The organism is Tessaracoccus lapidicaptus (assembly GCF_001693815.1).
Taxonomy (GTDB): domain Bacteria; phylum Actinomycetota; class Actinomycetes; order Propionibacteriales; family Propionibacteriaceae; genus Arachnia; species Arachnia lapidicapta.
Window position 1 is genome coordinate 16,069 of sequence record NZ_MBQD01000001.1, and the last position, 19,868, is coordinate 35,936.

Annotated in this window: 18 protein-coding genes and 1 pseudogene; 13 read left to right on the top strand and 6 right to left on the bottom strand. The window is 71.7% G+C overall.

All coding sequences use genetic code 11. The features are described from left to right. Window positions 1–158: 158 nt before the first annotated feature. The 3 genes and pseudogenes from BCR15_RS15525 to BCR15_RS00095 form a co-directional block, all read left to right on the top strand. Window positions 159–1,067 (top strand): annotated as a pseudogene (locus tag BCR15_RS15525) (polyprenyl synthetase family protein); the annotation flags it as partial. Next, entirely contained in the window at window positions 1,067–2,569 is a 1,503-nt protein-coding gene (gene crtI, locus BCR15_RS00090) for a phytoene desaturase family protein (RefSeq protein ID WP_068749404.1), read from the top strand. The pseudogene BCR15_RS15525 and the gene crtI, both read left to right, overlap by 1 nt. Further along, entirely contained in the window at window positions 2,566–3,450 is an 885-nt protein-coding gene (locus BCR15_RS00095) for a phytoene/squalene synthase family protein (RefSeq protein WP_068749405.1), read from the top strand. The genes crtI and BCR15_RS00095 overlap by 4 nt, the downstream gene beginning before the upstream one ends. Before the next feature lie 6 nt (window positions 3,451–3,456). Here BCR15_RS00095 and BCR15_RS00100 read toward each other — a convergent pair whose 3' ends face one another. The 4 genes from BCR15_RS00100 to BCR15_RS00115 are packed head-to-tail and all read right to left on the bottom strand — an operon-like array spanning window position 3,457 to window position 7,445. Then, on the bottom strand, window positions 3,457–4,959 hold the full coding sequence (locus BCR15_RS00100; protein WP_068749406.1) for an FAD-dependent oxidoreductase: 1,503 nt from the start codon (window positions 4,957–4,959) through the stop codon (window positions 3,457–3,459). Next, window positions 4,956–5,681 carry a class I SAM-dependent methyltransferase gene (locus BCR15_RS00105; protein WP_068749407.1) on the bottom strand — a complete coding sequence of 242 codons (726 nt, stop codon included), beginning with the start codon at window positions 5,679–5,681 and terminating at the stop codon, window positions 4,956–4,958. Before BCR15_RS00105 ends, BCR15_RS00100 begins: the two co-directional genes overlap by 4 nt. Beyond that, window positions 5,678–6,721 (bottom strand): NAD(P)H-binding protein, encoded by a 1,044-nt coding sequence (locus BCR15_RS00110; protein ID WP_068749408.1) that lies wholly within the window; start codon window positions 6,719–6,721, stop codon window positions 5,678–5,680. The genes BCR15_RS00105 and BCR15_RS00110 overlap by 4 nt, the downstream gene beginning before the upstream one ends. Before the next feature lies 1 nt (window position 6,722). Then, the gene (locus BCR15_RS00115) at window positions 6,723–7,445 is read right to left on the bottom strand and encodes a CPBP family intramembrane glutamic endopeptidase (protein ID WP_068749409.1); all 723 of its coding nucleotides are present in this window, start codon (window positions 7,443–7,445) and stop codon (window positions 6,723–6,725) included. A 111-nt stretch (window positions 7,446–7,556) separates the two neighbouring features. On the opposite strand from BCR15_RS00115, the gene BCR15_RS00120 reads away from it, so the two are divergent. Both BCR15_RS00120 and lipB read left to right on the top strand, forming a co-directional pair. After that, the gene (locus BCR15_RS00120; RefSeq protein WP_197971757.1) at window positions 7,557–8,291 is read left to right on the top strand and encodes a DUF554 family protein; all 735 of its coding nucleotides are present in this window, start codon (window positions 7,557–7,559) and stop codon (window positions 8,289–8,291) included. Between the two features lie 22 nt (window positions 8,292–8,313). Then, a complete protein-coding gene (lipB, locus tag BCR15_RS00125) occupies window positions 8,314–8,955 on the top strand; it encodes a lipoyl(octanoyl) transferase LipB (RefSeq protein WP_068749411.1) in 642 nt (213 codons plus the stop codon). On the opposite strand, the gene BCR15_RS00130 is transcribed toward lipB, so the two are convergent. Next, window positions 8,924–9,619 carry an EamA family transporter gene (locus BCR15_RS00130; protein ID WP_068749412.1) on the bottom strand — a complete coding sequence of 232 codons (696 nt, stop codon included), beginning with the start codon at window positions 9,617–9,619 and terminating at the stop codon, window positions 8,924–8,926. The genes lipB and BCR15_RS00130 overlap by 32 nt on opposite strands. Before the next feature lie 58 nt (window positions 9,620–9,677). Here BCR15_RS00130 and BCR15_RS00135 point away from each other — a divergent pair, with 58 nt between their 5' ends. From BCR15_RS00135 to BCR15_RS00150, 4 genes are all read left to right on the top strand, one after another. After that, window positions 9,678–10,622: a lipoyl synthase gene (locus tag BCR15_RS00135; RefSeq protein WP_068749413.1), complete on the top strand. Its 945-nt coding sequence runs from the start codon at window positions 9,678–9,680 to the stop codon at window positions 10,620–10,622. A gap of 4 nt (window positions 10,623–10,626) precedes the next feature. After that, the gene (locus BCR15_RS00140) at window positions 10,627–11,382 is read left to right on the top strand and encodes a DUF4191 domain-containing protein (RefSeq protein ID WP_068749414.1); all 756 of its coding nucleotides are present in this window, start codon (window positions 10,627–10,629) and stop codon (window positions 11,380–11,382) included. Window positions 11,383–11,385: 3 nt separating this feature from the next. Beyond that, window positions 11,386–13,149, top strand: coding sequence for an ABC-F family ATP-binding cassette domain-containing protein (locus BCR15_RS00145; protein ID WP_068749415.1), 1,764 nt, complete (start codon window positions 11,386–11,388; stop codon window positions 13,147–13,149). 549 nt (window positions 13,150–13,698) lie between these two features. Beyond that, a complete protein-coding gene (locus tag BCR15_RS00150) occupies window positions 13,699–14,010 on the top strand; it encodes a GIY-YIG nuclease family protein (protein ID WP_218058930.1) in 312 nt (103 codons plus the stop codon). A gap of 562 nt (window positions 14,011–14,572) precedes the next feature. Here BCR15_RS00150 and BCR15_RS00155 read toward each other — a convergent pair. Further along, on the bottom strand, window positions 14,573–14,995 hold the full coding sequence (locus BCR15_RS00155; RefSeq protein WP_068749417.1) for an RDD family protein: 423 nt from the start codon (window positions 14,993–14,995) through the stop codon (window positions 14,573–14,575). Window positions 14,996–15,192: 197 nt separating this feature from the next. On the opposite strand from BCR15_RS00155, the gene BCR15_RS00160 reads away from it, so the two are divergent. The 4 genes from BCR15_RS00160 (at window position 15,193) to glnA (ending at window position 19,702) form a co-directional block, all read left to right on the top strand. Beyond that, window positions 15,193–16,542 (top strand): dicarboxylate/amino acid:cation symporter, encoded by a 1,350-nt coding sequence (locus BCR15_RS00160; protein ID WP_068749418.1) that lies wholly within the window; start codon window positions 15,193–15,195, stop codon window positions 16,540–16,542. A gap of 108 nt (window positions 16,543–16,650) precedes the next feature. Then, complete coding sequence (locus BCR15_RS00165) at window positions 16,651–17,370, top strand: ABC transporter ATP-binding protein (RefSeq protein WP_068749419.1); 720 nt, start codon at window positions 16,651–16,653, stop codon at window positions 17,368–17,370. Beyond that, window positions 17,367–18,167: an ABC transporter permease gene (locus BCR15_RS00170; RefSeq protein WP_083196529.1), complete on the top strand. Its 801-nt coding sequence runs from the start codon at window positions 17,367–17,369 to the stop codon at window positions 18,165–18,167. The genes BCR15_RS00165 and BCR15_RS00170 overlap by 4 nt, the downstream gene beginning before the upstream one ends. A gap of 113 nt (window positions 18,168–18,280) precedes the next feature. Continuing rightward, complete coding sequence (glnA, locus tag BCR15_RS00175) at window positions 18,281–19,702, top strand: type I glutamate--ammonia ligase (RefSeq protein WP_068749420.1); 1,422 nt, start codon at window positions 18,281–18,283, stop codon at window positions 19,700–19,702. Window positions 19,703–19,868 lie beyond the last annotated feature (166 nt).

Genomic DNA, 19,868 nt, shown 5'->3' on the forward strand with positions numbered 1-19,868 from the left:
CGGTGGACGTCGGCTCCGCCATCGGCGACGTCGATGCGCTGCTCACCGCGGAGCTGGAGTCGCTGGCCATCGAGTGGCGCGAGTACGCCGGCGACTTGGGCCTCGACGTCCTGCCCGCCGACCTCCCCCGTTGGCTCGGCTCGCTGCTGGTCGGCCACGGCAAGCGGCTCCGCGTCGCCCTGGCCTACTGGGGCTTCATCGCCGCGGGCGGTGTGCACGGCTCGACCGGCTACCGCAACCTCGTCCGCGTCGCGGCCTCCCTCGAGACGCTGCACCTCTTCGCGCTCATCCACGACGACGTCATGGACGAGTCGGACTCGCGCCGCGGCCGCCCGTCCGCGCACCGTCAGGCCGCCCGGTGGCATCGCTCCGCCACCGCCTTCGGCGACCGCGAGGTGTTCGGCCGCAACCTCGCCATCCTGCTCGGCGACCTCGCCCACACCATGGCGGACCGGCTCGTCGACGGGCTACCGCAGCCCCTGCGCGACCTCTGGTACGTGCTCTCGGTGGAACTCATCGCCGGGCAGCGGGCGGACCTCACCGGAGCGGCAGCCGCGCGCCGCGACCGGGGCCACGCCGAGTACATCGCCCGCGCCAAGACCGGCCGCTACACCGTCGCCAGGCCGCTGCAGCTGGGCGCGACCGCGGCCGGCGCCACCGCGAAGGCGGTCGCGACGCTCCTCGAGTGCGGCGACCACCTCGGCCGCGCGTTCGCCCTGCGCGACGAGTACCTCGGCGTCTGGGGAGATCCCGACATCACGGGCAAGCCCGCCGGCGACGACCTCAGCGAGGCCAAGGCCACCGTGCTGCTGTCGCTGGCCGGCGACCGGCTCACGGGGGCAGGCGCCGAACTCGTCGCCCGAGTCGGCACTCCGGCGTTCGGCCGCGACGACGTCGCACCCCTCGCCGACGCCATGCGCGCCGCAGGCGTGGCCGACGAGCTGGAGGCCATGATCGCCGACGCCGTCGCCGAGGGACTCGCCTGCCTCGACACCCTGCCCCTCACCGCGGCCGGCGTCACCGGCCTCCGCGACACCGCCCACTCACTCGCCTGGAGGGACGCCTGATGCGTCGACCCGCACCCCGCGCCACCACCCCCCGCACCGTCGCCGTCGTCGGCGCGGGCCTGTCCGGCCTCGCCGCCGCGCTGCACCTCGCCGGCGCCGGGCATCGCGTCACCGTCCTCGAGCGCGAGGCCATCCCCGGCGGGCGGAACGGCTCGCTCGAGAAGGACGGCTTCCGCTTCGACACCGGCCCCACCGTGTTCACGATGGTGTCGCTGCTCGAGGAGGCGTTCGCCGCCGTCGGCCGTCGCGTGTCGGACTACGTGACGCTGCAACTGCTCGACCCGGCCTACCACGCGCACTTCGCCGACGGCTCGACGCTGCTCGTCCGGCCCGGTCACGAGGCGATGCGCGAGGAGATCCTCGCCCAGAGCGGCGCGAAGGACGCCGCCGCCTTCGACCGGTTCGTCGACTGGCTCAAGCGCCTCAACGACGTCGAGCTGCCGCACTTCATCGACGCGAACTTCAACTCCCCGCTCAGCCTGTTCCGCTCACCGCGGGCCGCGCTCGAGCTGGTCCGGCTCGGGGGCTTCGGCCGCCTCGGCCCCACCGTCGCGCGCCGCTTCGACGACGAGCGCCTGCACCGCGTGTTCAGCTTCCAGGCCATGTACGCCGGGCTCGCGCCCGCACAGGCGCTGGCCCTGTACGCCGTCATCACGTACATGGATTCGATCGAGGGCGTCTTCTTCCCTGAGGGGGGCATGCACGCGGTCCCGCGCGCCATGGCCGCCGCGGCCACCGACGCGGGCGTCGAGATCCGCTACTCCAGCCCGGTGGACCGGGTGGAGCGTCGCGGCGACGGGTCGGCGTCGGGCGTGCGGCTGGCTGACGGCTCGCTCGTCCCCGCGGACGCCGTCGTCGTCACCGCCGACCTGCCCGTGGCCTATGAGCGTCTACTCCCCGGCCTGCCGGCGCCCCGGGTGGCGCGCCACGGGAAGTACTCGCCCAGCGCGCTGGTCTGGCACGTCGGGGTGAAGGGTGACCTCCCCCAGGGGGTCGGCCACCACAACATCTACTTCGGGCGCGCCTGGGACGAGTCGTTCCGCGAGCTGCTCGACGACGGGGTGGCGATGACGGACCCGTCGCGGTTCCTGTCCGTGCCGTCCCTGGACGACCCGGCGGCCGCCCCGGCCGGGCACCACACGCTGTACTACCTCGAACCGGTGCCGAACCTGCACGTCGGGCGGATGGACTGGGCGACGGAGGGGCCGCGGCTGCGCGAGCGCATGCTCGGCACGCTCGACCGGCTGGGCTACCCCACCGACATCGTGACGGAGGAGCTCGTCACGCCCGTCGACTGGGAGCGGCAGGGCATGGCGGCCGGCACGCCCTTCGCGCTCGCCCACACCTTCCCGCAGACGGGCCCGTTCCGCCCCCGCAACGTGGACCGTCGCGTCCCGGGCCTGGTGTTCGCCGGCTCGGGAACCACCCCCGGTGTCGGGATCCCCATGGTCCTGGTGTCCGGCAAGCTGGCCGCCGCCCGCGTCGCGGAGCTGGGCCGATGAGCGCGGCCCAGGAGGCGGGGTACCGGCGCTGCGCGCAGCTCACCCGCGACTACGGCACCACGTACTACTGGGGCGCGCGGCTCCTGCCCCAGCAGCAGCGCCGCGACGTCTACACCGTCTACGCCCTGTGCCGCCTCGCCGACGACATCGTCGACGAGCCCGAGAAGGTGCAGACCGAGGACTGCGCCGTCCCGCGCGACGGCACGTCGGCCGAGCGGCTGGAGGCGTTCCGGCACACGTTCTTCGACGCGCTGGCCCGCGGCGAGGTCGAGCAGCCGGTCATGTCCGCCATCGTCGAGGGCATCGGGCGCCGCGGCACGGACCCCGAGTGCTTCGAGCGCTTCTTCGACGCGATGGCCGCGGACCTCACCACCTCGTCGTGGGCCACCTGGTCGGACCTCCGCGACGGCTACATGGAGGGGTCGGCCGCCGTCATCGGCGAGATGATGCTGCCCGTCCTGGAGCCCTACACGCAGGACGCCAAGGAACCCGCCCGGGCGCTCGGCCACGCGTTCCAGCTCACGAACTTCCTCCGCGACGTCGACGAGGACCTCGACCGCGGGCGCGTCTACCTGCCGCAGGAGGATCTCGCCCGGCACGGGGTCGACCCGTGGGAACGCCGGGTGACGCCGCAGTGGCAGGCCATGATGGCCGAACAGGTGGCCCGCAACCGGGCCCTGTATGCCGAGGCCCTGCCGGGGCTCGACATGCTGCCCCCCGCATCGCGGCGCTGCGTCGGAACGGCCCTGGTGCTGTACCGGCGGATCCTCGACCGGATCGAGGACGCCGGGTACGACGTGTTCCACGGCCGCATCCGGGTGCCGGGCCGGGAGAAGGCCGCCGTGACGCTGCGCGCGCTCAGCGGCTCCCTGCCCGTCTAGTCCCGGTCAGCGGGCCAGGATGCCCGTCATCGGCACGGTCCAGAGGTCATGCCCCTGGGCGCCCCAGCCCTCCAGCAGCGCGTTGGCGGCGACGAAGCCGGTGGTCGCGGCGCGCTCCATGAGCGCCACCGGGTAGTCGCACCGCACCCAGTCCCCCGCCAGCACCAGGCGGGGCGACGGAGTGCGGACACCGGGCCGGTCCATCCAGCGCTGCGGGCCGATCAGCGTGCAGTCGTCGCGCACCAGCACCTCGCGGTGGGCGACGCCGGCCGTCCTGGTCTCGGGGAAGATCCGGTGCAACTCGCTCTCGAGCCGCTCCACGACGGCGTCGCGGGCGGCGCCGTCGGTGGCCACTTCGGGCGCGCAGGCGTAGGCGTGCAGCTCCACGACCGAGCCGCCGTTGGCCTCAGCCCACCGCGCGGCGCCGGCCTCGAACCGCTCCAGCACCGACACGTTGTCCAGCGGACCGTAGCCGGAGGTGCCGACGAAGGCCGGTCGTTCGGCATCCACCGGCCGGTCCAGCCACAGGCGCACGACGACGAACGGCGGCGCGTTGACCGTCCCCGCCACGCGACGCTGCCAGCCGCCCAGCCCGGAGCCGCCCAGCTCGCCGATGAGGGCCCGGCTGCTGCGCGGGTCGGTGGCGAGCACGACGGCGTCCGCGTCGAGCTGCTCGCCGTCGACGACGACGCAGGCGGACCCCTGGGCCAGTCCGATGGACTCGACGGTGCGGCCGAGCTGCACGTCCACGCCCAGGCCGGCCACGTGCCGGCCGAGCGGCGCCCACAGGGCGGTGTCGTAGTCGTCGTCGGGCACGTCGAACAGCAGCCCCTCGGCCGAGCCCATGAAGTAGGTGTGGAACATGGCGACGAGCTCCCCTGCGGCGAACTCCTTCGGGTCTGCGAAGAAGGAGCGGGCGAAGACCTCCAGCGCGAGGTCGCGGGCGTCCGGCGGGAAGCGGAGGCGGTCGAGGAACTGGGCGGCGGACTCGCCGTCGTAGGCGGAGTAGGTGTCGGGGAACCGGACGCGCAGCAGTTCCAGCGCGGCCGCCACGTCGACCTTGGCCAGCGAGCCCAGGGTAAAGGAGGGGCTGCGCAGCACGAACTGCATGACGGACCAGGGTGGGGTGGTCGCCAGCCCGGTGAAGGAGTCCCGCAGGCCGTCGGGGCGCTGGAGCGGGTAGTCCTCGATCGGCACGAGGAACCCGAGCTGCGGATCGATCCGCGCGAGCAGCCCGCGCAGGTTGTAGTACTGGCGGAAGAAGGCATGGAAACCGCGGCTCATGGTGCGGCCGTCGTCCAGCGGCCAAGCGGCCACCCTGCCGCCGAGGCGATCCCCGGACTCCAGCAGCGTGACCCCCACCCCGCGCTCCGCGAGCGCCGTGGCGGCCGTCAGGCCCGCGATTCCCCCACCGACCACCAGCGCCGTGCGGGGGTCCCGCACGCGCGGCGTTCCGGAGGGGCCGCGATGTCGGACGGCGCGGCGGTCTCGGCCGGGGTACTGGCTCATGCGTGCTCCTCGGGCTTGTGGGCGACGAAGGTGTGGAGGATGCCGCGCTGCCACCCGGCGGCGGTGCGGTGGGCGATGTCGACGAAGCCGGCGGCGGCGAGCCGCTGCATGAACCGGTCGACGGAATCGAAGTCGTGGACGCTGCGGCGCAGGTAGCGGTAGAGCTCCGGGCCGCCGTCGAGCACCGACCCGAGCGGGATGATCACGCCGCGGCTGACGGCGTCCCAGACGAAGGCGGCCGCCGGGTCCCCCGCGACGGAGTACTCCTGCACGACGAGCCAGCCGCCCGGCCTGAGGAGCGCGAACACCTCCGCCACGGCCCGGTCCCGGTCCCCCTCCGGCACGTTGCGGAAGAGGTAGCAGGTCAGGATGCCGTCGCGGCCCCCGTCGATGCGGTCGAGGTCGATCTCGCCGGCCCGTGCCTGGTCGAACGTGACGCGACGCGGCCAGTGCTTGGCCCGTGCCTGAGCCAGCATCCCGCGCGACGCGTCGAGGCCGTGGATCTCGGTGCCAGGCGGCGACGCGCTGAGCAGCGCCTGGGTCGACGCCCCGGACCCACAGGCGAGATCCAGCAGCCGCAGCCCTTCCCGGTCACCGAGCCGGCCGATCAGCGCCTCCGCGGCGCGGCGCAGCTCGCGGTGGTAACCCGGGTTGAGCGCCACCAGCAGGTCGTAGCGCTTGGCCCCCCGGTCGAACGCCTGAGTCAGAAGGTCGTCGATCATGCGGCTTTCCCCCTTCGCCGATCGCGCACGAGCCTAGCGATGGTGACCGACAGGATTGTGGAGACCACAGCCAAACCGGCCGAGAGGCCGAAGGCCGCGACGCCGCCGCGCAGCGTCCGGCTCCACCAGTGCGGATCGATGCCGGCCGTGGCGCGCCGGACGGCCTCGTCGAACCCGACGGTGCCGCCGGGCGGCTCCCCGAGCAGGGCGCGGGCGTCGTCGTCGTCCTTGACGGCGTCGTGGATGAGGCTGCCGACCAGCGGCCGGGCGATCCCGGCGTCCACGGGGGTCACCAGGCCCACCCAGTGCGACGCGAGGCCCGGAGTGAGGACCGGCAGAGTCCAGATGTGCCGCGGGCGCAGGCCGGTCACCTGGGCGTAGCGGCGCATCATGTCGATGTAGGTCATGCGCTCGTCCATGCCGACGTCGATGGTGCGGTTGACCTCGGGTGGCAGGTCGGCGGCGCTGCGCAGGTAGAACAGCACGTCGTCGACGGCGATGGGCTGAATGCGGTTGCGCAGCCAGCGCGGCCCCACCGCCACCGGCAGCCGCTCGGTGAGGTGGCGCAGCATGTCGAACGAGGCCGAGCCGGCGCCCAACACCACGCCCGCCTGCAGCACGGCCGTCGGCACCCCGGAGCCCAGGAGGATCTCCCCGACCTCGACACGGGAAGCCAGGTGGTCCGACAGCGGGCCGCGCGGGTGGAGCCCACTGAGGTAGACGATCCGGCCGACGGCGGCGTCCCGGGCGGCCTCGGCGAACGTGGCCGCCAGTTCCCGGTCCCGGGCTCGGTAGTCGCCCTTGCCGTCCATGGAGTGGAGCAGGTAGTACGCGACGTCGGCGCCCGTGAGGGCCCGCACGACGTCGGCGAAGTCTCCCGCGTCGCCGGTGACCACCTCGACGCGGTCCCGCCAGGCGGGGTCGAGCTTGTGCGGCGACCGGGCGAGCACGCGGACGTGCCAGCCGTCGTCGAGGAGGACGGGTGCGAGCGCGGCGCCGATGTATCCGGTGGCGCCGGTGACGAGTGCGGTGCGGGGCACGTCAGCCTCCCAGGGCGAGCGTTGGCGGCAATAGGAACAGCATGCCGAGTGACCAAGTGAGATGTGAGGCAATCGGCCCGAGGACACCGCCGGTGACTCGGCGTTGCGCGGCAGTGAGCAGTCCGAGGCAGATCGCGGCGAAGGTCAGCAGGGGGACGCCGGTGAACAGCGTCGAGGCGGCGTACAGGGCGGTGGAGCCGATGCCGTTGACGCTGCGCGGCAGCGACGCGTAGACCGCACCGCGGAAGAACAGTTCCTCTGCGATCCCGTTGACCGCCGTGATGAGCGCCACGACCCACAGGGAGCCGAAGCGCGCGTGGTCGAGGAGGTCGTCGACGGGCCCGGCCAGGAGCGGGATCCGGTCCACCACGAGGGCTCCGGCGAGGAAGACCCCCAGCAGCATGAGGCCGAGCAGCACGCCTTGGACGACGCCGCGGCTGCGGCCGCCGTCGCGCGCGCGCCCCTCCCCCAGATACAGCGGGCCCGACGCCAGCGCCCCCACGACCCACAGCGCGGCGACGCCCACGGTGGCCAGGTAGAACTCGCTCTGGCCCGGCGGAATCGCCAGCGCGAACCCCAGGGCCACCGCCCCGGCGACGATCGTCAGGGCGACGACGACGCGCCGCCGCAGCCGCTGGCCGGGGGTCTCGACCCGGGTGCGCTCCACGGGGTGCAGCAGCGCGGCGGCCAGGAACGCGCGCGGCTCGGCGAGGAATCGTCGCATGCCGCTCCTTCCCGTCGCCGTCAACCGTCAGCCTAAAGGTTAGACAAACCTAAGACAAACTAGGTGGACCCGTGTGTGGTTCAGCCTGCCCCATCTGGTTGGATGGCGGGCGTGTTCATCGGAGCCGGGACCGTCGTCAACGTCATCACCGTCGTGGTGGGGTCTCTCATCGGGATCGCCCTGGGCAACCGGATCCCGGAGACCACCAAGTCGACGGTGACCGCGGTGCTCGGGCTCGTCACGCTGGTGCTCGGCGGCATGTCGGTGGTGGCCATGAACTCTGAGGCGCTGCGCGAGGCGGTCGACGGCGCCGCCATGCTCGTCGTCCTGGCCGCCCTGCTCGTCGGGGCGCTGCTCGGGTCGTGGTTGCGCGTCGAGGACCGGCTCGAGCAGGGGGCGGGCTGGGTACGCGCCCGCTTCACCGCGTCCGGGGACGCGGCACGCTTCGTGGACGGCATGGTCACCGCGACGCTCCTGTTCTGCGTCGGCCCGCTCGCCATCCTGGGCTCCCTGTCCGACGGGCTGGGGCGCGGCGCCGACCAGCTGCTGGTCAAGTCCGTGCTGGACGGCTTCGCCGCCATGGCGTTCGCGTCGACCCTCGGCTGGGGTGTCCTGGCGTCCGCCGGCGCCGTCGCGCTCATCCAGGGCTCGCTGACCGCCGTCGGCTACTTCGCCGGCGACGTGCTCACCACCGCCCAGGTGGATGCGCTCACCGCGACGGGCGGCGTCGTGCTGCTGGCGCTCGGCCTGCGACTGTTGGACCTCAAGCAGATCCCGGTGGGCGACCTGCTGCCGGCCCTGCTGCTGGCCCCGCCGCTGGTCACGCTGGCCGCGGCCCTCATCTGACGGCGGCGCTACCATCGGGCCCATGGTGGCGTTCGAGTACCGGGGTTTGGGCGAGTATCACGCCGACTACGAGGAGACCTGGCAGCGGCAGCGCGAGCTGCACGAGGCCGTCGCGGCCGGCGCCCCCGGCCGGATCATCTACGTCGAGCACGCCCCCGTCTACACGGCCGGCCGGCGCACCACCCCGGAGCAGCGGCCGCAGGACGGCACGCCGGTCATCGATGTGGACCGCGGTGGGCTGATCACCTACCACGGGCCGGGCCAGCTGGTGGGCTACCCGATCGTCCGGCTGCGCGACGGCGTGGGCGTCGTCGACTACGTGCGGGCCTTGGAGTCCGCCGTCATCGACCTGCTGGCCGGCTACGGCCTGGAGACCGGCCGCGTCGACGGCCGCACGGGCGTGTGGCTGCCCGCCGGCGCAGGCCGCCCGGAGCGCAAGATCTGCGCCATCGGCGTGCGGGTGGCGCGGCGCACGACGATGCACGGCTTCGCGCTCAACGTGCTGAGCTCCGCCGAGCGGTTCGGCAACATCATCCCCTGCGGCATCGCCGACGCCGGCGTGACGTCGATCGTCGAGGAACTGGGCGGGGACTGGACCGTGACCGGGGTCGCCGACGACCTCCGCGACCCCCTCACCCGGGCGCTGACCCCGCTGCTCGACTGAGTCGCTCCCCCGCGTGTGCCGGGACACCCGGCCGCAGGGACGCCAGCACGACGGCGGCCAGCAGCAGCACGGCGCCCACCAGCCCCGTGGGGCCGAGCCGCTCCCCCAACACCAGGAACGCGAGCGCCGCCCCGGTCAGCGGCTCAAGCAGCGCGACCATCACCCCGGTCGTGGAGCTCTGCGTCCGCAGCCCCCTCAGGTAGGCCAGGTAGGCGACGGCCGACGGGATGAGCCCGAGGGCCACCACCAGCGCGACGGCGCCCGGGGCCGGGTCGATCGTCACCCGCTCCCCCGTCGCCAGGGCCACCCCCAGCACCACGGCCCCGCCGAGCAGGAACGCCAGGCCGGACCCCGTGGCGTCGTCGTAGTCCCGCTCCGGACGCGCACCCAGCAGGCTGATGGCCGCGAATGCGGCGCAGGCGGCCATCGCCAGCACCCGCCGCCGCCCGGATCGGTGTCGCGGCAGCCGGACGCGGCCGGTGAAACCGGCCGCCGCGAGCAGCAGCAGCCCTCCGATGAGGATCCGGTAGCCAGCCACGGGCAGGAACCCGAGCCCCGAGGCGCGGTTGAGGAGCGTTCCCAGCGTGCCCGACGTCCCCCACGCGACCCCGGCCACCACCAGGAGCAACAGCCCAGACGTCTGCGGGGTGGCGGGTCTGAGCACCCGCTCAGCCTAACGTCGCGATCAGGGGGTTCCCGAACGGCCGGGGTAGGCTGTCCGGGTGACCGCAGTGCAGCCCGATGGACGTCGCCTCCTCCGTGTCGAGGCGAAGAACGCCGAGACCCCGATCGAGCGGAAGCCGTCGTGGATCCGCACCACCGCCAAGATGGGCCCCAACTATTCGGACCTGCAGAACATCGTCCGCGACGGCGACCTACACACCGTGTGCCAGGAGGCCGGCTGCCCCAACATCTACGAGTGCTGGGAGGACCGCGAGTCCACCTTCCTCATCGGCGGAGACCAGTGCACGCGCCGCTGCGACTTCTGCCAGATCGAGTCGGCCAAGCCCGAGGGGTACGACCCGTCGGAGCCGCTGCGGGTCGCGGCGTCGGTGAGGAAGATGGGGCTGCGCTACGCCACCGTCACCGGCGTCTGCCGCGACGACCTCCCCGACGAGGGCGCCTGGTTGTATGCCGAAACCATTCGGCAGATCCACGCCGTCAACCCCGGCGTGGGCGTCGAGATGCTCGCCCCCGATTTTTCCGGCAAGGCCGAGCTGCTGAACCAGCTGTTCGACGCCCGCCCCGAGGTGTTCGCGCACAACGTCGAGACCGTGCCGCGGATCTTCAAGCGCATCCGGCCCGGCTTCCGCTACGACCGGTCGCTTCGCGTTCTGACGATGTCGCGGGAGGCCGGGCTGGTGACCAAGTCCAACCTCATCCTCGGCATGGGCGAGACCCGCGAGGAGATCAGCCAGGCGCTGCGGGACCTGTACGACGCCGGCGCCGAGCTCATCACGATCACCCAGTACCTGCGCCCCAACGCGACCCTCCACCCGATCGACCGGTGGGTCACGCCCGAGGAGTTCGAGGACCTGGCGGAGGAGGCGAGAGCGATCGGATATTCTGGCGTGCTGTCCGGGCCGCTGGTCCGGTCCTCCTACCGCGCCGGTCGCCTGTACCGCACCGCGATGGATGCCCGCATGATGAAGGTTGAGACGGAGTAGATCGATGGCCAGCGAAAAAGCCAAGGCCCTGGCGGCCAAGCAGAAGGCGGAGCTGAAGGCCGCGAAGCTCGCGAAGAAGAATTCCACCAACCCGGCCGACTGGGGTTGGTGGCGGCAGCTGCGTGAGACGTACCGGATCACCGTGCAGTACGACACCGTGCTGCCGTGGTTGATGCTGGCAGGCTTCGTCGTGCCGTTCCTGGCGCTGCTGATCCTGGGCATCGTGCTCGACGCATGGATCGTCTGGGGCATCGTCGGCATCTCCGCTGGCGTCCTTGGCGCCCTGTCGGTCTTCACGTGGCGTGCCCGCAAGGCCGTCTACCGTCGCTTCGACGGGCAGGCCGGCTCGGCGGAAGTGGCCCTGCAGATGCTGCCTAAGAAGTGGATCTCCACCCCCGTCATCACCGCCACCCGGCAGCTGGACGCCGTCCACCGCACGCTCGGCCCCGGCGGGCTCGTGCTCATCGGCGAGGGCGACCCCGGCCGGCTCAAGCCGCTGCTGGCCAGCGAGAAGAAGAAGCATGAGCAGGTCGCCTACGGCGTGGACGTCATCATCGTGCAGATGGGTAAGGGCTCCGGCCAGATCCCGCTCGACAAGCTCGCCGACCACATCAAGAAGCTGCCGAACAAGCTGTCGGCCGCCAAGATCACCGAGGTGAACCAGCGGCTGCGTGCGCTCGACGCGATGCGCCCCAAGGCACCGATTCCGCGCGGGCCGATCCAGATGAAGGGCGCCCGGTCCGCGATGCGCGGCCGCTGATCCGTGGCCAACCTCGTCAACCTCGAAGGCGTCAGCCACGGCTTCGGGACCCGCATCCTGCTCGACAGCGTGTCCCTCGGACTGGGCGCCGGGGAGGTCATCGGCGTCGTCGGCCGTAACGGCGACGGGAAGACCACGCTGCTGCGGATCCTCACCGGCGAACTGGAGCCGGACTCCGGCCGCGTCACGGTCGCGACCAACTCGTCGATCGGCGTGCTCACGCAGGCCACCATCGGCGACGACGCCCAGACCATCCGGGACTGGATCGTCGACGGTGAGCCCGACCACGTGTGGGCGGCCGACGCCGACAAGCGCGCCGTCGTCGAAGCCCTCGTGGCCGACCTCGACCTCGACCGCCGGCTCGACACCCTGTCGGGCGGCGAGCGGCGGCGGGTGGGCCTCGTCGCGGTGCTGCTCGGCCACCACGACCTCATCGTCCTCGACGAGCCGACCAACCACCTCGACGTCGAGGCCATCGCGTTCCTCGCCACGCACCTGCAGGCGCGGACCCGCGCCGGACTGGCGATGCTCGTGGTCAGCCACGACCGCTGGTTCCTCGACGCCATCTGCACCCGGATCTGGGAGGTGCACGACGGCGTGGTCGACGCCTACGAGGGTGGTTACGCCGCGTACGTCCTGGCGCGCGTCGAACGGCAGCGACAGGCCGCGGCCAACGAGTCGCGGCGGCGGAACCTCGCCCGCAAGGAGCTGGCGTGGCTGCGGCGCGGCGCGCCGGCGCGCACGTCGAAGCCGAAGTTCCGCATCGACGCCGCCAACGTGCTCATCGCCGACGAGCCCGAGCCCCGCGACAAGCTGGCCCTGCAGCAGTTCGCGGTGACCCGCCTCGGCAAGGACGTGTTCGACCTCATCAACGTCCAGTACGCCGTCGATGATCGGACGCTGCTGGACCGGCTCACGTGGTCGATCGGGCCGGGCGACCGCATCGGGCTGGTCGGCGTGAACGGCGCCGGCAAGACCACGCTGCTGGACCTGCTCTCCGGGGACCGCTCCCCGCAGGGCGGCAAGGTCAAGCGCGGCAAGACACTGCGGCTCGGCTACCTGTCGCAGACCGTGGGCGAGTTGGACGACGAGGACCGCGTGCTGGAGTCGGTCAAGCGGCTCAAAGAGGAGACGAAGCTCGCGACGGGGCGCGAGGCGAGCGCGTCGTCGCTGCTGGAGGAGTTCGGCTTCACGGGTGACAAGCTGGTGGCCCGCATCGGCGACCTCAGCGGCGGTGAGCGGCGTCGGCTGCAGTTCCTGCGCCTGCTGCTCGCGGAGCCGAACGTTCTGATCCTCGACGAGCCCACCAACGACCTCGACATCGACACCCTCACCGTCATCGAGGACTATCTCGACCGGTGGCCGGGGACGCTCATCCTGGTCAGCCACGACCGCTACTTCCTCGAGCGCATCACCGACTACACCTACGCGCTGCTCGGGGACGGGTCCTGCGTGCTGCTGCCGGGCGGGGTCGACGAGTATCTCGACCGCCGGGCGCGGTCGAAGGCCGCCGCCGGTTCGCGCCCGGGAGGGGCCGCCGTCGAGGCGTCCCGCTCCGACGCCGCCGCGGAACGGCAGAGGAAGAAGGACCTGGCCCGCATCGAGGGACAGCTGGAGAAGGTCGCCGCCGAGATCGAGCGGCTGCACGCGACGATGGCGGAGGCGGCCACGGACTTCGCCCGCCTGGCCGAGTTGGACGCGCAGTTGCGCGACGCCGAGGCGCGCCACGAGCGCCTCGAGGAGGCGTGGCTGGAGACCGCCGACTAAGCAGTTCATCCCCGCTCGCTGAGGAGGCCCGTCGCGCAGCGACGGCCGTCCACCCCGCTCCCTGAGGAGGCCAGTCCCGCAGCGACGGCCGTACCCCGCTCCCTGAGGAGGCCAGTCCCGCAGCGACGGCCGTGCCCCGCTCCCTGAGGAGGCCCGTCGCGCAGCGACGGCCGTCTCGAAGGGTCGTCACGTTCGCCTCGTCGCAGACCTGGGGCCAGCTCCGGGGCTGCGCGGTGGGGGCCGGGCCGCCCACGCCGCCGGCGCCGACGCTTCGCATAGGCGCGCCGTCGTCGACGCCCACCCAACCTGCCCCGGCCCCCACCGCGCGTCCCTATCTCTCGGCGGAGCGTCCCCCGATCCCTGAGGAGGACCGTCGCGGAGCGGCGGCCGTGACCCCCGCTCCCTGAGGAGGCCCGTCGCGCAGCGACGGCCGTCTCGAAGGGTCATAACGTTTCGTTTCCCACAGACTCGAGTTCGCACTACGCGCTGTTATCCACACCACAGCGGAAGGGGTCCCAACTGCCCTTGGTCCCTGGTGACATGACGGGCATGGCATGGACTTACATCCTCGAATGCGCAGACGGCTTCTACTACGTGGGCTCGGCCCGGGACCTGGATCAACGGGCGTGGGAGCACGAGATCGGCTCCGGGTCCCGTTTCACGGCCAAGCGGCTTCCCGTGAAGCTGGTCTGGGCCCAGGAGTTCGACAACATCGGCGAGGCGTACGCAATGGAACGTCGGCTGCACGGATGGAGTCGCGCCAAGAAGGCGGCACTCATCGCGGGACGGTTCGACGAGGTGAGTCGGCTGGCGCGACGGGGCACTGGGCGTTCGCACGAGACTGATCGAAAGCGAGAGTAACGACCCTTCGAGACGATCGACGCTCCGCGCCGATCTCCTCAGGGATCGGGAGAGACGATCGACGCTCCGCGCCGATCTCCTCAGGGACCGGGAGAGACCTCGAGATGGAGGGGATGCGCGGTGGGGGCCGGGGCAGGTTGGGTGGGCGTCGACGACGGCGCACCAACGCGAAGCGTCGGCGCCGGCGACGTGGGCGGCCCGGCCCCCACCGCGCAGCCCCGGGGCTGGCCCCAGGTCTGCGATGAAGCGAACGTCACGACCCTTCGAGACGATCGACGCTCCGCGCCGATCTCCTCAGGGATCGGGAGAGACGGTCGACGCTCCGCGCCGATCTCCTCAGGGACCGGTGGGGACCTCCAGATGGAGGGGATGCGCGGTGGGGCTGGCCCCAGGTCTGCGATCAAGCGAACGTCACGACCCTTCGAGACGATCGACGCTCCGCGCCGATCTCCTCAGGGACCGGGAAAGACGATCGACGCTCCGCGCCGATCTCCTCAGGGACCGGGAAAGACGATCGACGCTCCGCGCCGATCTCCTCAGGGATCGAGGGTAGGGGCGGCCGTCAGCGGCGGTTGACGACGACGGTGCCCAGGAGCAGGTCGGTCAGGGCCCGCCGCTCGGCGCCGACCACCATGGCGGGGATCACCAGACACTTCAGCGCCGTGCGCACGACGGGGCGCCACCAGCCGAGCGGCCCGCCGTCGACCCTCACGATGCCGATCCGCGCGATCAGCTGCCCGAACGACCCACCCGCGAGCGCCGTCAGCAGGCTGGCCTCGACGAAGTACACCGCGAGGATCATGAACGACTCCCAGCCGGAACCCGTCATGACGTCGAACCCGAACAGGGCGATGGCGACGATCATGCTGGCGGCCCAGTCGCCGATCATGGCCGCCACGCGCGCCCGCCACGAGGCGAGGGATCCGGGGCCGGAGGGCGGGAGCCCGAGCGAGGCTCCGGGATGGTCGACGGGGGCGGCGGTCACGGCCGCGAGCCTAGCAGCGCTCACCCATTGTGCCGTCGGCGAACGATGTTGCTCCTAGCCGAGACACCGTGGGAGGGTATGCGCATGCCTGTGCTCGTCGGTCGCCTCTGGGTTGACCTGTGTCGCGCCACGGTCAGCGGCTGTCGCTGACCCGCTCCGCCGCGACCCCACTTCCGCACACCCAGCAGAGGAAAACCATGTCAACCATCAGTTCTGAGCGCGCGCCCGAAACGACCGCCCCGCCGCGCAAGCCCTTCTACACCAACCTCGGCTTCCAGATCGTCGTCGGCCTGGTCGCCGGCGTCGTCCTCGGCCTGATCGCCGTGGCCATCGGCCCCGACGGCGAGGAGCGCAACTGGCTCGCCGGGCTGCTCTACGAGGTCGGCGGCGCGTACGTCAGCCTCCTGACGCTCCTGGTCGTCCCGCTCGTCGTCACGGCCGTCATCTCGTCGATCGCCCGCCTGCGCGAGGTCACCAACGCCGCCCGGCTGGCGGTCCAGACGCTCATCTGGTTCGCCATCACGGCTCTGGCCAGCGTGATCGTCGGCATCGGCGTCGGCCTCATCTCCTCGCCGTGGCTCACCGCCGGCGTCGACGCTGAGGCGGCGGCCGCGCCCGGCCGCGTCGGCTCGTGGACCGCCTTCCTCACCGGCCTGATCCCCAACAACATCTTCGGCCTCGGCGTGCGGATCTCCGGCGACGCCGAGTCCGGCTTCGCCGCGTCGCCCAGCTTCTCCGTGCTGCAGGTCCTGCTCATCTCGATCCTCTTCGGGATCGCGGCGGTCAAGGTCGGCGACAAGGCCGCGCCCTTCGTCGGTTTCATGGAGTCCGCGCTCTCGGTCATCCAGAAGGTGCTGTGGTGGATCATCCGGCTCGCCCCCATCGGCACCGCCGCCCTCATCGGCCGCGCCGTGGCCACCTACGGCTGGTCCTCGCTGGCGTCGCTCGGCACGTTCGTCGCCGCCCTCTACATCGGCCTGTTCATCGTGTGGGCAGTCGTGTACCCGGCCATCCTCAAGTTCCACGGCCTGGGCGTGCGCGAGTTCTACCGCAACGTGTGGCCCGCCATCTCGCTGGGCTTCGTCACCCGCTCCTCGATGGGCACCATGCCGGTCACCGAGCAGGTCGTCGAGCGCAACGTCGGGGTGCCGCGTCAGTACGCCAGCTTCGCCGTGCCGCTGGGCGCGACCACGAAGATGGACGGCTGCGCCGCGGTGTTCCCGGCCCTGGCGTCGATCTTCGTCGCACAGTTCTACGGCATCGACCTGGGTCTCACGCACTACCTGCTCATCGCGTTCGTCGCGGTACTGGGCTCCTCGGCCACCGCCGGAACCACCGGCGCGACGGTCATGCTGACGCTGACCCTTTCGACGCTCGGCCTGCCGCTCGAGGGCGTCGGCCTCCTGCTGGCCGTCGAGCCGATCGTCGACATGGGCCGCACCGCGCTCAACGTCACCGGCCAGGCGCTCGTGCCGGCCGTCGTCGCCAAGCGCGAGGGCATCCTCGACGAGGCCACCTACTCGGCGCGGCCGCAGTTCTCCGCCTGAGGCTCCCGACGGCGCCCCGTCCCGTCGCTGCGGCGACCGGGCGGGGCGCCGTCGTCGTTGCGGGGTGTCCGGGCGCGCCCCACACGGCCCGGGAGTAGATTCCGGGGCATGGCACACCCCGCCGCGGCGGCCACAGACCTGGTCGTCCACCGCGCTTCCCACGAAGTCCTCCACGGCGTCAGCTTCACGCTGGCCCCCGGGTCGGTCACCGGCCTGTTCGGCCCGTCCGGGTGCGGCAAGACCACTCTCATGCGCACGATGGTGGGGGTCCAGCACATCACCTCAGGGCGCCTGGAACTGCTGGGCCTGCCGGCGGGGCATCCCGACCTGCGTCGCCGCGTCGCCTACACCAGTCAGTCGCTGAGCATCTACCGCGACATCCCCGTCCGCGCGAACGTCCGCTACTTCGCCCGGCTCCACGGGCTGCCCGATGCGGCCGCCGAGGAGGCGATCGCCGCCGTCGACCTCACGCCCCTGGCGGGGCGGCGCGTCGAAACCCTGTCGGGCGGTGAGGCCAGCCGCGCGTCGCTCGCCTGCGCGCTGGTCGGCCGCCCCGAGGTGCTGATCCTGGACGAGCCCACCGTCGGCCTGGACCCGCTGACCCGCGAGTCGCTGTGGTCCCACTTCCGCGGGCTCGCCGAGTCCGGGACGACGCTGCTGGTCTCCAGCCACGTGATGGACGAGGCGACGCGGTGCGACTCGGTCCTGCTCATGCGCGACGGCCACTTCCTCGCCGACGGCCCCATGGACGACCTGCAGGAGCGCACCGGCGCACCGACCCCCGAGGCCGCGTTCCTGACCCTCGTGCGGGCGGAGGCCGGCGCATGACCGCGCCGCGGCACGCCGCTCCCGCACAGCACGCCGCCGTCGCCCGGCGCGGCCGCCCCCTCGCCACCGTCGGCCGCATCGTCGCGCAGCTGCACGCCGACCCACGGACCATCGCGCTCGTGATGTTCCTGCCGGTGGTGTTCATCTCCCTGCTCTACTTCGTGATGATCGACCTGCCCACCCCACCAGGCGCGCCGTCCGCTTTCGACCAGATCGGGCCGACGATGCTCGCGGTCTTGCCGATGATGCTGATGTTCCTCGTCACCTCCATCACGATGCTGCGCGAACGCACGAGTGGCACGTTGGAGCGCCTGCTCACCACGCCGCTGAGCCGGTGGAACCTGCTGGCGTCGTACGGTCTGGTGTTCGGCGCGCTGGGCGTGCTGCAGGCGTCGCTGCTCGCGACGTTCGTGCTGTGGGTCTACGGCGTGGAGATCGATGGGCCGCTGTGGGTGCTGCTGCTGATCTCGCTGCTCGATGCGCTGGTGGGGGTGTCGTTCGGGCTGCTGGCCAGCGCCTTCGCCCGCACCGAGTTCCAGGCCGTCCAGTTCATGCCGCTGTTCATCGGGCCCCAGCTGTTCCTCTGCGGCCTGTTCGCGCCCGTCGACCAGATGCCCGACGCGCTGGCCGCCGTCGCGCGCGTGCTGCCCATGACCTGGGCCACCGAGGCGGTGCTCGACGTCACCGGCAACACGGAGGTGTCCGGCTCCATGTGGGTCGGGGTGTCGCTGCTGGCCGCCCTGGTGGTGGGCATGCTCGTCATCGCCGCGTCTTCCATGCCGAGACGCACCCGGTGACCCTGCCGATCCGGGGAAGCTGTAACAGTGCCGTTACGCGGCGGCAACTGTCGAGCACATAACGTTGCCTAGAGTCACTCTCACGATCACCCGACATTGAAGGAAGAACGCCCATGTTCCAAGGCGCAGACGACCTGCTGGCTTACATCAAGGACGAAGGCATCGAGACCGTCGACGTCCGCTTCTGCGACCTGCCCGGGGTCATGCAGCACTTCACCGTCCCGGCGTCGTCGTTCGGGCGGGAGGTGTTCGAGGACGGACTGGGGTTCGACGGGTCGTCGATCACGGGCTTCCAGAAGATCCACGAGTCGGACATGGCGCTGATGCCGGACCCGACCACCGCGTACGTGGACCCCTTCCGCAAGTCCAAGACCCTCAACGTCAACTTCTTCGTCCACGACCCGCTGACGAAGGAGCCGTACTCGCGCGACCCGCGCAACATCGCCCGCAAGGCGCAGGCCTACCTCGCGTCGACCGGCATCGGTGACACCGCCTTCTTCGCGCCTGAGGCCGAGTTCTACGTCTTCGACGACATCCGCTTCGAGACCACCGCGAACTCGTCGTACTACCACATCGACTCGGAGGCCGGCGCCTGGAACACCGGCCGCGTCGAGGACGGCGGCAACCGCGGCTACAAGGTGAAGTACAAGGGCGGCTACTTCCCGGTGGCCCCGGTCGACCACTTCGGCGACCTGCGCGACGACATCGTCCGCCACATGGAGGCCGCGGGCCTCGAGGTCGAGCGCGCGCACCACGAGGTGGGCACCGCCGGCCAGGCAGAGATCAACTGGCGCTTTGACACGCTGCTGAAGTCCGCCGACGACGTCATGAAGTTCAAGTACCTCGTCAAGAACACCGCGTGGGCCGCCGGCAAGACCGCGACCTTCATGCCCAAGCCCATCTTCGGCGACAACGGCTCGGGCATGCACTGTCACCAGTCCATCTGGAACGAGGGCAAGCCGCTGTTCTACGACGAGAACGGCTACGCCGGCCTGTCCGACCTGGCCCGCTGGTACATCGGCGGCCTGCTCAAGCACGCGCCGGCGCTGCTGGCGTTCACCAACCCGTCGGTGAACTCCTACCACCGACTGGTGCCCGGCTTCGAGGCGCCGGTCAACCTGGTGTACTCGCAGCGCAACCGCTCCGCGTGCATCCGCATCCCGATCACCGGGTCGAACCCGAAGGCCAAGCGCATCGAGTTCCGTTGCCCCGACCCGTCGTCGAACCCCTACCTGGCGTTCGCGGCGATGCTGCTCGCCGGCATCGACGGCATCCAGAACCGGATCGAGCCGATGGCGCCGATCGACAAGGACCTCTACGAGCTGCCCCCGGATGAGCACGCCCAGGTCCCGACCGTCCCCGGCACGCTGGGCGCGGTGCTCGACAACCTCGAGGCCGACCACGAGTTCCTGCTCGTCGGTGACGTGTTCACCCCGGACCTCATCGAAACGTGGATCGAGCTCAAGCGCGCCGAGATCCAGGCCATCGCGATGCGCCCGCACCCGCACGAGTTCGAGCTGTACTACGCGATCTGATCGCTGACCGGCTGGAAGTCCCCGCTCTGCCTCGGCAGGGCGGGGACTTTCGCTGTCGCGGGGTGGTGGCGTCGCCGTCGCGGGGAGGGCGTTGGTTCGACGGCCCCCGCGACATCGACCGTTCGACGGACCCCGCGACCACCCGCGACCCCGCCACGCGCCCCTA